Origin of the sequence: Butyrivibrio hungatei DSM 14810, assembly GCF_900143205.1 — a bacterium.
Taxonomy (GTDB): domain Bacteria; phylum Bacillota; class Clostridia; order Lachnospirales; family Lachnospiraceae; genus Butyrivibrio; species Butyrivibrio hungatei.
On sequence record NZ_FRDH01000003.1, the window covers coordinates 814,750 to 828,148 of the forward strand.

At 40.3% G+C, this 13,399-nt stretch carries 11 protein-coding genes; all 11 read right to left on the reverse strand.

What is annotated here, in order from left to right:
* Window positions 1-3: 3 nt before the first annotated feature.
* Window positions 4-1,113: a glycosyltransferase family 4 protein gene (locus BUA02_RS03825; protein WP_072701088.1), complete on the reverse strand. Its 1,110-nt coding sequence runs from the start codon at window positions 1,111-1,113 to the stop codon at window positions 4-6.
* A gap of 6 nt (window positions 1,114-1,119) precedes the next feature.
* Window positions 1,120-2,319 carry a glycosyltransferase gene (locus BUA02_RS03830; RefSeq protein ID WP_072701090.1) on the reverse strand — a complete coding sequence of 400 codons (1,200 nt, stop codon included), beginning with the start codon at window positions 2,317-2,319 and terminating at the stop codon, window positions 1,120-1,122.
* Window positions 2,319-3,761, reverse strand: coding sequence for a glycosyltransferase (locus tag BUA02_RS03835; protein WP_072701092.1), 1,443 nt, complete (start codon window positions 3,759-3,761; stop codon window positions 2,319-2,321). The genes BUA02_RS03830 and BUA02_RS03835 overlap by 1 nt, the downstream gene beginning before the upstream one ends.
* Before the next feature lie 308 nt (window positions 3,762-4,069).
* Window positions 4,070-4,804: a DUF2334 domain-containing protein gene (locus BUA02_RS03840; protein ID WP_072701094.1), complete on the reverse strand. Its 735-nt coding sequence runs from the start codon at window positions 4,802-4,804 to the stop codon at window positions 4,070-4,072.
* Window positions 4,805-5,032: 228 nt separating this feature from the next.
* Entirely contained in the window at window positions 5,033-6,007 is a 975-nt protein-coding gene (locus BUA02_RS03845) for an SDR family oxidoreductase (protein WP_072701096.1), read from the reverse strand.
* Between the two features lie 3 nt (window positions 6,008-6,010).
* Complete coding sequence (locus BUA02_RS03850; protein WP_072701098.1) at window positions 6,011-7,327, reverse strand: nucleotide sugar dehydrogenase; 1,317 nt, start codon at window positions 7,325-7,327, stop codon at window positions 6,011-6,013.
* A gap of 96 nt (window positions 7,328-7,423) precedes the next feature.
* Entirely contained in the window at window positions 7,424-8,521 is a 1,098-nt protein-coding gene (locus tag BUA02_RS03855) for a glycosyltransferase family 4 protein (protein WP_083572629.1), read from the reverse strand.
* Between the two features lie 2 nt (window positions 8,522-8,523).
* The gene (locus BUA02_RS03860; protein ID WP_072701101.1) at window positions 8,524-9,519 is read right to left on the reverse strand and encodes an ATP-grasp domain-containing protein; all 996 of its coding nucleotides are present in this window, start codon (window positions 9,517-9,519) and stop codon (window positions 8,524-8,526) included.
* 4 nt (window positions 9,520-9,523) lie between these two features.
* Window positions 9,524-10,150 (reverse strand): sugar transferase, encoded by a 627-nt coding sequence (locus tag BUA02_RS03865; protein WP_178297599.1) that lies wholly within the window; start codon window positions 10,148-10,150, stop codon window positions 9,524-9,526.
* A 25-nt stretch (window positions 10,151-10,175) separates the two neighbouring features.
* Window positions 10,176-11,447, reverse strand: coding sequence for a DegT/DnrJ/EryC1/StrS family aminotransferase (locus BUA02_RS03870; RefSeq protein WP_071177043.1), 1,272 nt, complete (start codon window positions 11,445-11,447; stop codon window positions 10,176-10,178).
* 2 nt (window positions 11,448-11,449) lie between these two features.
* Complete coding sequence (locus tag BUA02_RS03875; protein ID WP_072701103.1) at window positions 11,450-13,390, reverse strand: polysaccharide biosynthesis protein; 1,941 nt, start codon at window positions 13,388-13,390, stop codon at window positions 11,450-11,452.
* Window positions 13,391-13,399: the final 9 nt, after the last annotated feature.

Below are 13,399 nucleotides of genomic sequence, written 5' to 3' on the forward strand. Positions count from 1 at the left end.
AGGTCAATCCTTTTTATCTTTAACTATTTCTTCCAGATAATCTCTCCACTGTTCAAATACAGTCTGAACATTGGCAATCTCTGAAACCTTTGATGCTTCTTTTCCAAATCTTTCTGCAAGCTCTTTATCTTCAATAAGTTTGCAGATCCTGTCTGCAAGAGCCTCATGGTCACCTACAGGTACAAGGAAGCCATTTTCACCATCTCTTATTACCATCTTGGGTCCGCCAGGAGGGCAGTCTGTAGAAACTACAGGCATTCCCATAGCCATAGCTTCCAAGAGGGAATTAGGAAAACCTTCATAGTCTGAACTATAGGCATAAACCTCTGCCTTAGGTATTTCCTTATCTATCTCATTGCAGCTTCCCATGAGAAATACGCAGTTTTCTAAATGGTGCTCTGCAATCTTTCTTTCTACTTTTTCTCTTGTTCCGTCAAAAGAATCAGGTCCGTAGATCTTAAGCACATAATCCGGATGCCTGTCATGAACTATAGCAAAGGCATCAACCAGCATCGGATGATTTTTGAAATCTACGATCCTTGCATGGTTTACCACAACCTTTTCTTTTACTTCAGGTCTCTGCACTCCAATAAACTTTGGATTTAATGGATTCATGATGATCCTTGAGTTCTCCTGAAGATATGGTTTAAAGAACTCTCTTTGTTGCTGAGTCTGGAATACACAGCCTGCAGCCCTTGGAAAGAGCCATTTTATCTGTATCTTATCCGAGAAGGAATCATAAAAACCTATAGGATTGATTCTGATAGAAATTACTGTAGGTATTCCAAATCCCTTATTGGCCATAAGTGCTCTGTAGTTTGCCCGGTGAGCAAAGGCAACAAGCACATCCGGTCTGTATTCCTTAAGGAACTCTTTAAGATACTTAACTCGTAAAAGGAACTTAGTAACTCGTCCTTTCTTTTCATCAGTATCCTTGAGGCCTACATGGACTCTTGTGACTCTCTGGTCAAGCTCGTATTCATTTTCATCGTACCATTCAGTCGCAACGTATACCTTATAGCCCTCCTCTGCAAACTTATTTGCAAGGTTTGTGACTACTCTCTCTGCGCCGCCCTGAACCAGGCAGTTTAAATGGAAAGCAATTGTTTTCATAAAATATCACTCATATCTTTTAAATATTTCATGAGCGCTTGCCTGATATTTTTCAGGTGTATAGAAAAGCGCTCTCTCGTATGCTTTTTCTGAATAGTGCTTCATCTTTTCATCACTATCCAAAAGAGCTATGATCTGATCCGCAAGAACTCTTTCTTCATCAGAAATATCTTCCGGATCCATATTTACTTCTTCGCTCATATCAGGAACAAGAATACCAAATTCGCCTTCAATCGGCTTTGTTATGCTGTCACCATTTGGAATTTCTTTTATCAGAGCGTTGTACTGTTCCTCGTTTAAAAGGATCTCTCTAGGTCCAGTCTTACAATCTGCAGAGATCAGAGGCTTTTTAAGTGCCATTGCCTCCAGAACTGCATTTGGAAAGCCTTCATGGTTGGAGCTGCAAACGTATACATCTGACTTAGCCACATATGGGAACGGGTTTTTTCTAACTCCTGGAAAGGCCACCTTTTCTTTGATTCCAAGGCTCCAAGCCATATCTCTATAGTCTGACCAATCACCAGCTCCAAGAACAATAAGTCTTGCTTCCGGATGAGCCTTTTCAACAAGAGAAAAAGCTTTCACCAAGTGCCAGATTCCTTTGATGTAGTCGTTTCTTCCCATGCAGGAAATGACTTTAACATCCGGCTCATTAAATGGATAATCCTTTATCTCCTCAGCGCCTTTATCCTGTACATCACTTACATCAAGGGGATTGTAGATATAGGTGCTTCTGTTATATGAATAGTCTCTTTCAAGCTCTCTAACAATTTCTTTGGAGCATGATAAAACCTGATCTGATCTATTGCAAAAGAGTCTGACATTCTTCTTGTTGTCCATATCTGTCTGGCAACGAAGTCCCGTAAGCACCTTTTCTTTTCCCTTAGAAAGAACATTTACGTAATTGGCTGAACTTCCAAAGCTGTAAGAAATATCTATGCCAAGATTTTTTTTGACCTTCTTGGTCTTTTTGACTCTTTTAAGGACATTTATAACTTTATTAACTATTCCCTTTTGTGCAGGCACGTCAATATCAATGACATCCAGACCTGTGATATCAAAATTGATATCTTTGGAGCTGAATATCAAAATGTGGACGTTATAAAATTCCTGCATGAGTCTTGCAGTCTTGATGCAAACTCTTTCGAAGCCTCCCTGATGGAGCATTGGTACCATCAAAAGGAGATTCTTTTTTTCTGAACTCATTAAAAATGTCCTCTTTCATAAAAATAAGCCATCATCTTTGCCTGAGACTTTACGTCAAATCCGGCATGCTTTAGTTTACTCAAAATATAAGCAGAAGAACCCTGTCTGTCTCCAATAGAAAAGCCTTCTGACTTCTTTGGCTGCTTACTTGAATCAGCTACATTTAATTTCTCAAAACCCGTTCCTTCATCAAGGCTGTCAAAGTCTGGAGTTTCTTCTGTCTCAAACACGCTCTCTCTGCGCTCTCCTGCAATTGCTGTAAAAGTCTGATTGAGCTTCATCTCTTCAGATAACGGATCACTATGGTAGTCCTCATGAAGCATGAGATCATCCAATATCTTTCTAGCCCAGTCTCTAGGCTCTGACTTAATGCTTCGCATAGAAACAAGCTCTGTAACGTCTACTTCAGGAGTGACTGCATCAGAAACAAGGCACTGAAGCCCTGAAGCCTGGGCCTCTATTACGCTTCCTGGAAGACCTTCGTATCTTGAAGGGAAGCAGAAATAGTCCATGGCCTGATAGTAATCGCTGGCATTACTCTTATTGCCTGCAAATATACATCTATCGTAAATATGTAATGATTCAGCTTTCTTTTTCATCTCCTCCATGAGAGGTCCCTTACCAAGCATCAAAAGACGTATTCTCATGCCGTGAAGCATGCTGAATCTGTTATTGTCGTCATTATCAAGCATTCTGCAAAGAGCTGCGAATACTTCTAAAAGAAACTCATGGTTCTTGGCATATCTAAAGCTTCCAACGTGACCTATAACAAGAGCGTTGGAGATACCAAGTTCTGCTCTTATGGCATTTCTCTTTTCTTCATTGTAAGCAAAGTGCCTAAGGTCTATGGCATTAGGAATGATTCGCACATTTCCAGCATTGACTAATGTATCTCCAAATACTGAAATGCCGGCTTCCTTGGAACAAGCGAAATTATAATCAGTAATGCCTTCCTTGTGAAGCGGAGTTCTCAGAAATCTTGTTGCTATTCCTTTAATGCCCTGATCAACTCCAGCACTTCTGGCATGAGCGATGCAGATTGGAACACCAGCCTTCTTGGCAATTGGAAGATAAAGAGCTGCTGTACTGGTCATATGGCCCTGAACTACCTTCCATTCATTTGGATGTTCCTTAAAGAACTGTTTAATAGCTCTTTTGTACTCCACAACATTGGTTCCAACGAACTTAGGGAGGCAAAATATCCTTCCTCCCAATTTCTTTACGCTATTATCAAAATAGTCCGGCTCTCGAACTGCCATGAGTTCATCAGAAGTCGGACTTTTCTTTCCAGTTTTTTCAGGTGAATAGTGCACAAGAAAATCGAACTGAATCTTGTCTCTATCCATATTTCGATATAGATCAATTATACGGCATTCCGCGCCGCCAACTCCAAGTCCCCCCAGAACATGAAGCACTCTTATCTGTCCATATCCTTCTTCCATATTGGCTCCCCGTAGGTGTTTTGGGATGAAAGGAGGCTACTCTGTGATAGAGATTGGGATTTGTGTAAAACATCTTGGGCACGCTTTCGCTCCGTACTCCTTGGTAACGGCACATAAGCTTCTAAAAAACAGAAGCTAAGTGCCGACCAGGAGTAAGGGCCGCAAGATTGTTTTACACAAAAACCCCAATCGTATGAAAGTTATCGACCTTTCATCTCCAAAACACGTTTAATCTAATATAAGTGTTATCTAGCTGAAAACTATGATTACTAATAATTCCAGCTAACTATACTTAATAGTTGATCATATTACCTACGATATCTAACTATTAAGTATTTGGTTTTAGCAAGTAAATACTCGCTAAGATTTTTAAATAAATTCCGACTTTTTATATTATACTCAAAAAAGTCAGAATAAGAAACTACTGTAGCTTTTTCGAATAGTTTTTCAAAAGATTGGAAATCTTTACATTCCATGGTGTTAGCATGGTACACGAAGGTGGTAATGCCGTTACTTGAGTCTTTGATGCTCTTTGACTTCTGCATGGATATTGGGTAAAAGGTTATTCCGGCTCTTTTATAAGGCTTTTTGCCAAAACCATCGGTTACTTTGGTAAAGCCGTTAGCCTTAAGGGCTTTTAAGGTGTTTTTGTCATAGGAATGGGATGGAGCCATGAACATGTCAGTATGAATGCCGTGGCTTTCAAGGATTTCTTTTCCCTTTTTGATCATTGAATCCTGAGTAGCATAGTCAAGACCTGCAAACTCAGATTTCATGTTCAGCGGAAAAAGACCGCCTTTTTTAGTAGTATACAGGTGATTTAAACCGTGCATTGCCACAGTCCAGCCATTTTCTTGCAGTTCTTTTACATACTCCCAGAAATCAGCTCTAGAATCATTAAGTTTAAGCTTACTGTCGCCATTATCAGGCACTACTCCAATAAGCGGCTTGACTTGATGCTTGTCCAAAATTTCTTTAATTGTGTTGAATTTACTCCAATCCATGTCCGGAGTAATATCATCTAATCTAATCGTAATATACATATCTGCACCTATTTTTATGAATAAAAACCAGATAATTGTACCTATGCTTGTACATAAAACGAGGGGATGTGAATGTGTATATGTTCACTTTGGGGCTTTAAAAAACGTCAGTACAAGACGGCGTCTTTTAACGTCTATGTACTGCTACGTTTTTTACAGAGCGAAAGCGTCCCCAATGTGGATATATACACATTCACATCCCCACCTATTAGTCATAATCTTTCGGTATCACAAATTCTCTTTGTACCAGTCAATTGCGAGCTTGATTCCGGCCTTGAAGTCGAATGATGGATCATAGCCAAGGTTCTTGCGTGCTTTTGAAATATCTGCGTTAGAGTCTCTTATATCTCCTGCTCTTGGTGGTCCGTAGATTGGTTCTACGTCAAGTCCAAGTGCATCTGTAAGATGATGATATACATCGATGAGATACTCTCTTCCGCCTGCTCCGATATTGTAAGCTTCACCGGCTGCTTCTGAAGGAGCAAGGCAAGCTCTAAGGTTACCCTCGATTACGTTATCAACATATGTAAAGTCTCTTGACTGCTTACCGTCACCATTGATCGTAGGTGTCTCACCGTTCATGAGCTGCTTTAAGAACTTAGGGATAACAGCTGCATATGCGCCATTAGGATCCTGTCTTCTACCAAATACGTTGAAATAACGAAGTCCGTAAGTATCTAAGTTATAAAGCTTCTTGTAAAGCTTACCATACTCTTCGTCAGTCTTCTTGGTAAGTGCATAAGGAGATAAAACATTTCCTTCATGACCTTCCTGTTTTGGAAGAGTAGTTGAATCACCATAAACTGAAGAACTTGAAGCATATACAAACTTCTTAACACCGTTCTGTCTAGAAGCTTCCATCATGTTAAGAGTTCCTCTGATGTTGATCTCCTCATAGAGAAGAGGCATCTCAATACTTCTTGGAACACTTCCCCATGCAGCCTCATTAAGTACATATGTAACGCCTTCAGTCGCCTTCATGCAAGCATCCAAATCTCTTATATCTTCCTGAATAAAAGTGAATTTTGGATTATCCATAAATGGCTGTATATTTTCAATATGTCCTGTAGAGAGGTTATCCATACATCTAACTGTATAACCCATCTCAAGTAATGCTTCACAAATATTTGATCCAATAAAGCCAGCTCCACCTGTTACAAGAAATACACTATCTGGATCAAACTTTAACTCTCTAAAACTCATTTTTTACAGTCTCCAATAATTAAATTCTGATGTCTTATAGTCATCTATGTTATAGATGCCCTTAAGGTCCATGAATACTTTTGTTTTGTGTGCAGGATTGAAGAACTTAGCGATATCTGCTGGCTTGTAGTTCTCAAATTCCTTGTGTGCTACAGCTACGATAACTGCATCCATATCCTTTACTGCGTCCATAGTCTCGAACTCGATGCCGTAAAGTCTCTTTGCTTCATCTGAATCAGCTTCTGGATCTACAACTACTGGAGTGATTCCATACTCGCCAAGCTCGTTGTAAATATCGATAACCTTAGTATTACGTGTATCTGGGCAGTTCTCCTTGAATGTGAATCCGAGGATAGCTACCTTTGCATTCTTAACTGCAATGTCATTTGCGATAAGGTTCTTTACGCATGACTCTGCGATATATTTACCCATATCATCATTGATACGTCTGCCTGAAAGAATGATCTGTGAGTGGTATCCAAGCTCCTCAGCCTTGTATGTAAGGTAATATGGATCTACACCGATGCAGTGTCCTCCTACAAGACCTGGACGGAATGGAAGGAAGTTCCACTTTGTGCCTGCTGCCTCAAGAACGCTCTTTGTATCGATATCCATCTTGTGGAAGATCATTGAAAGCTCGTTCATGAAAGCGATATTGATATCACGCTGTGAATTCTCGATAACCTTTGCAGCCTCAGCAACCTTGATTGACTGAGCTTTGTAAACACCTGCAAGTGCAACGAGGCTATATACGTTTGCAATCTCTTCAAGAGTCTCTTCATCCATACCTGAAACGATCTTGGTGATAGTATCAAGTCTGTGTACCTTGTCACCTGGGTTGATACGCTCTGGTGAATAACCAACCTTGAAGTCTACGCCACACTTAAGGCCTGACTCCTGTTCAAGAATAGGTACGCAGATGTCTTCTGTTACTCCTGGATATACTGTTGACTCGTAAACTACGATGCTTCCCTTTGTAAGGTACTTACCAAGTGTATGGCTGGCACCCTCTACAGGTGAAAGATCTGGTGTATGATCATCGTTAACTGGTGTAGGTACAGCAACTACGTGGAACTTACATTCACGAAGCTTTTCTGGATCTGCTGTGAACTCTACTGATGTCTCCTTTATAGCCTCATCACCAACTTCTCTTGTAGGATCGATTCCTCTCTTGTAAAGATCAACCTTGGCAGCATTGAAATCATAACCTACTACCTTGATCTTCTTGGCATAAGCAACTGCGATAGGCATTCCTACGTAGCCAAGTCCTACAAGTGATAATTTCTCTTCTCCTGAGAGAAGCTTTTCATATAAACTCATGGTGTTTCCTCCACACTAAAAATTCATTCAAAAAACTTTTTCTTTCACATACGTCAATATTATACTACGCGTGTCAAACCAATATACTATATAGACTTAAAGTCGCCCTAGTTCTTCTTTGTAAGCATTTATAACTATATTTCGATCAAAATGATCTTCTATATACTTCCTGCCCTTTTTACCCATTTCACTTCTCTGTTCCATGGTAAGAGCAAGCATCTTTTTAATGGCATCTACGAGAGCTTCCTTGTCCTGCGACTTGAACACCATTCCAGATACGCCATCTTCAAATGTCTCAATACATCCGTGAACATTACTTGCAAGAACCGGTCTTCCGCAAGCCGCTGCCTCCAAAAGAACATTTGAAAGTCCTTCATGATAGGATGGATGAACTATTACATGACTCTTTGCCATAACAGGTTCAACAGTGTCCAAATGTCCGTAATACTTTAAAAGTCCCTGCTTCTCAAGATCTTTTATCTGTTTCTCGTACTTGTCTCTCTCATCCTCTTCAAACTCTCCAACAAGTTCAAAGTGAACATTAGAGTTAGAACCACCGACGACCTTGGCAGCATTAAGATATTCCTCAATGCCCTTATCTCTCATAACTCTTACTACAGCAAGGAGTCTGATTCCATTCTCTTCAGAAGGGTAATCTCTGAATGGATGTTCAGTCAGATTTACTCCAGAACCTGGAAGGAGACCTGCGTTATCCTTTGCAATTCCATGCTTTTGCATGAAATCCATGTTCTTTTCATTTTGGAAAAAGACCTTTTGTGCTCTTCTAAGTGAAGCCTGGTACATCCTGATCAGTATCTTACTGAGCATTCCACCATTTTCTATGGCAGTTCCAAGGCCTGTTATATTACTGATATAAGGAACCTTGAGGATCTTAGCAGCCATAGCTCCATATATATTAGGCTTTATGGTATATGTAAGAACAACCTGTGGCTTTTCTTTTCTGATCATAGAAAGATATGTGTTAAAAAGCTTTATATCCTTTGCAGGATTCATACCATGTCTATCAAGCGCTGTTTCTATGATCTCTACGCCCAGTCCCTCAAGTTTTTTGCAATTTTCATCAAATGGGACCGACACAACAACATGATGGCCCTCTTTTATAAAGGACTCCACCAGCTCTTTTCTGAACAGGTATAGTCCATTAGCATAATTGGTCAGGATCAATATTTTCATGATCAAACTTCTTTCATTCTCTCCTGGAGATTATCAAGAGTATCGATAACTACGCTGTCATACATCATCATTACAACATTTTCGTCGTACTGGCCTATCTGCTGCTTGTTGGCTTCTTTTTCCATGACATTCCTGTAGATAAATGAAGGGAAGTCTACACCTGCGCCATATGCGTGGAGATAAGCTCCGCCAAATCTAGGATTGATCTCAGAGAGATAGTACTCTCCATTCTGGAAAAAGAGATCCATATCAAGAGGTCCGTTAAACTTAAAGACCTTCATAGCGTCTTTTACAAATTCAAAAAGCTTCTCATCCTTGAAGGAAATAGTCTTGTTGGCTCCGCCGATAGTTGTTGAGATCTTTTTCTTAGAAAAGATTGCAATGACTTCGCCGCTTACAGTATCAACGTAAAGGTCTGCATCCATATCTTTACCTGTCATAAGCTCCTGGATGATAAGCTCTGGGCTTCTCTCCATAACTTCTTTTAACAGTTCATAGGACTCAACCCTTCTGGCTCCTACGCTTCCGCTACCTGTTCTAGGCTTAACAAATACTGGAAGACTGATCTTTCCTTCTTTGTAATCCTTATCAAAATCTTCAAAAGTGCCATAAGTCTTGACTGTTCTGACACCTTTCTCACTGAGATACTTGAACATCTCATACTTATCAAAGCAAAGGTCTGCAGTCTCCTTGTAAGGAGCAAGAACTTCAACTCCAAGCGCCTCGAACTCTGCTCTGTGATCTGCAAGAATAGAGATCTCAGGATCGATAAGTGTTGTGATCGCATTGATCTTCTCTTTTTTACAGATATCAAGGATCATAGGAATATAGTTCTCATCTGTAATAAGAGGCACCTTGTAGCTCACATCTGAAAAAGCAAGAGCTGGTGCATAAGGGCTGTTATCTGTAACAACTATACGAACCTTGTCTCCAAGTGTTTTTCTAAAGTCTTTTAAAAGCTCGCAGCGTCTTCCTACGCTACAAAAAAGAATGTTCATTACTTTACTCCTTTGGTTTAGTGCCGGTAAATGCCTCCATTGTGGCATCCGTCGCACTATTTATATCATTATGTCTAAACACGACTGCAACAGTCATGAATACGATCTTAAGATCCATCAAAAAAGAAATGTGATTTACATAAAATACATCTTTTTCAAATCTGTCTTCCCAGTTAAGAAGATTTCTTCCATTGACCTGAGCCCATCCTGTAAGGCCTGGTCTCACATCATGCCTGTGCCTTTGTTCCTCATTGTAAAGAGGAAGGTACTTAACAAGAAGTGGCCTTGGACCAACAAAGCTCATGTCACCTTTAAGGATATTGAAGAACTCTGGAAGTTCATCAAGGCTTGTTGCTCGTAGCTTTTTGCCAAATTCCGGAAGTCTGTCTTCATCTGGAAGGAGATTACCATCTTTGTCTCTTGCATCTGTCATGGTCCTGAACTTGTAAAGGTTAAATACCTTCTCATCCTTACCAGGTCTTGGTTGTCTGAAGATAACCGGGCTTCCAAGCTTGACTCTTACAAGAACAGCCACAATAAAATAAAGCCAGAAAAACAATACTATCACCACAAGTGACAGCAAAATGTCTATTATTCTTTTTACATACTTTGAATATATGGTATTTTTCATGTGTTTTCTCTTCTATGCAATAGCTTTATTCAAAGCACTTCTTTATTACTTCGATGATCACATCCTGCTGCTGTGGTGTCATCTTGTTATCACTTGGAAGGCAAAGACCTCTTTCAAAGATATCTGCTCCAACATCTGTAAAGCCTGTCTCCTTGATGTATGCGTTACTTCTGGCTCTTCCATTTCCTGATACTGTAATAAAAGCATTCATTCTATAAATAGGCTGCATGTGCATTGGCTTCCAGATTGGTCTGCCTTCTGCGTTGATGGCTGCAATTGCTTCAAGGATCTGTGTTGGGCAGCTCTTACCAGGCTCTGAAACATAGAGTACATCCTTCTCGCCTCTAACCTGCTTGCACATAGCCTCTTTATCAATGATGAGACATGAAAGCCAGAAGTTTGGCTCACTGTTTGCTTCATCAAAAGGATTCATCTTGACAGGAAGATCCTTAAGGCCTTCTTTGTATCTATTATAGATTGCCTTTTTCTGAGCAATATGCTCCTCAAGATGAGGAATCTGGCCTCTTACTACGCCGGCAATAACATTACTCATGCGGTAATTGTAACCAATTTCTTCATGCTGATACCAAGGTGCATCTTCTCTGGCCTGAGTTGACCACTTACGTACTTTGTGCGCATCTTCAATATTGTTTGTAAGGAACATTCCTCCTGCTGAACCAGTGATGATCTTGTTTCCGTTAAAAGAGATGATTCCATAATCACCAAAAATACCAGTCTGCTTGCCCTTATATGTTGCTCCAAGAGACTCAGCAGCATCTTCAACGATAAGAGCTCCGTGCTGATCACAAATCTTTCTGATCTCATCAACCTTACCTGGAGTTCCGTAAAGATGAGCAATCACTACGAGCTTAACATCAGGATATATCTCAAAAGCCTTCTCTAAAGCCTTAGGACACATATTCCAGGTATCTGCCTCTGTATCAATATAAACAGCTTCACCGCCTTCGTAAGCAACAGGATTAACTGTGGCATCAAAGGTCATATCTGAACAGAAGACCTTCTTTCCTTCTAAGACGCCATGTCCAGTCCTTGGCTGACCATAGAGTCTTTCTCCCGCAAGCTTGATAGCAAGATGAAGAGCAGCAGTACCTGATGAAAGAGCTACTGCATCCTTACATCCGATCTTTTCTGCGATCATTTTCTCAGATTCATTTATATTGGCACCTACAGTAGACATCCAGTTTGTCTCATAGGCCTCCTGCATAAATTTAAGCTCATCGCCATGCATTGTAGGTGATGAAAGATATACTTTCTTTTCAAATGGCTTGATTTCCATAATTACTCCTCGTTTATCTTTTCAGCAGCTTTTTTGAGAGCTTCCATATGTTCCTGAGTTTTATCTTCTTCGTTATCTGTAGGATGATATGTTGTAACTATCTCCTGCACAAGGCTCTTTATCTCTGGTGATTCAGCCCTTGCAGCCTTATGAAGTCTTTCAAGTCCTGTAAAGAACTTCATCTCATCAAGTTCAATAGGCTTGCCGATGTGGATCATCTTGTTGGCTGTATCCTGAAGGCCTTCTTCATCCATGAGCATCTCTTCGTAGAGCTTCTCACCAGGTCTAAGTCCTGTAAATTCGATCTTGATATCTTCGCCAACCTTGTAACCAGAGAGCTTAATAAGGTTCTCAGCAAGATCAAGGATCCTTACTGGTTCTCCCATATCAAGGACGAATATCTCGCCGCCCTTTGCAAACGCTCCTGCCTGAAGCACAAGTGATACAGCCTCAGTAATAGTCATGAAGTATCTGATAATGTTAGGGTCTGTAACAGTTACAGGTCCTCCTGCAGCGATCTGCTTTTTGAAAAGAGGGATAACTGAACCATTAGATCCAAGTACGTTACCAAATCTAACTGCTACGAACTCTGTGTCGTAGTGCTTATTAAAGGTTTGAACGATCATCTCACAGATACGCTTGCTGGCGCCCATTACGTTTGTAGGATTAACAGCCTTATCTGTTGAGATGAGTACAAATTTCTTGGTTCCATTCATGGCTGCTGCCATTGCTGTCTTCCAAGTTCCGAATACGTTATTCTTGATAGCCTCTCCTGGGCTGTCTTCCATGAGAGGTACATGCTTGTGAGCAGCTGCATGATATACGATCTCAGGCTTGTACTGTTCAAATATTGTATTTACTCTAAGTGTATTTCTAACAGAAGCAATGAGGACCACAAGATCAAGCTCCGGATATTTGCTCTTAAGCTCCTGCTGGATGTCATAGGCATTGTTCTCATAGATATCAACAATGATAAGTCTCTTTGGCTTGTGACCAGCAATCTGTCTGCAAAGCTCTGATCCGATGGATCCGCCGCCACCAGTTACCATTACTGTCTTGCCGCTAACATAACCAGCGATAGAATCAAGGTCTACAGCGATAGGATCTCTGCCTAAAAGGTCTTCTACTTCTACATCACGAAGTCTTGATACATTAACTTCGCCGTTTACAAGCTGGTACATTCCTGGAAGGGAACGAAGCTTGCAATCTGTGTTCTTACAGATTTCAAGGATCTTTTTAAGTTCCTGTCTTGAAACAGAAGGAATAGCAACAATGATCTCATCAATATCATAAAGATCAGCACATTCAACGATCCTGTCTCTACCACCAACTACTCTGATACCCTGGATGTACTTGCCCCATTTGTTGGTATCGTCATCGATGATACATTTGATGGACATTGTTGAATAGTTACTTGTATTGATATCCTTGATGATGATATTGGCAGCCTCACCAGCACCAATGATCATAACAGCTTTGCTGTTATTCTTGTTCTCAGCTCTATTTTTGTGGCTTCTAAGGAACCTGTATGAGAATCTGCTGATAAAGATAAATGTTATCAGAAGGAATGTATACAGGAAGTAGTAGCTCTGTGGAACTGGCTGATCTGCAGATTTAAAGAACTGAAGACCGATGGCATTAACAATTCCTGAAAGAACACAGGCCATTACCAGGTTCTGCATCTCTCTTTCGCCGGCGTATGCCCACAAGCTGTCATAAAGCTTAAACAGATAAAAGATCAAAAGAGTGATCGCAATATTTATAAGCAAAAATGTAGTAACAGGATCAAGGAAGTGATCTGGAATACTTCCGATCTTGAACTCATATCTTATGAGGATTGCAACATAACTAGACATGATTATGCTGAGCACATCATAGATGATAAGTCCTGTTCTTCTATATAATTTTTGAAAATTAAATGGTTCCTTACTCTTCTTGTTCATAGCTCGATT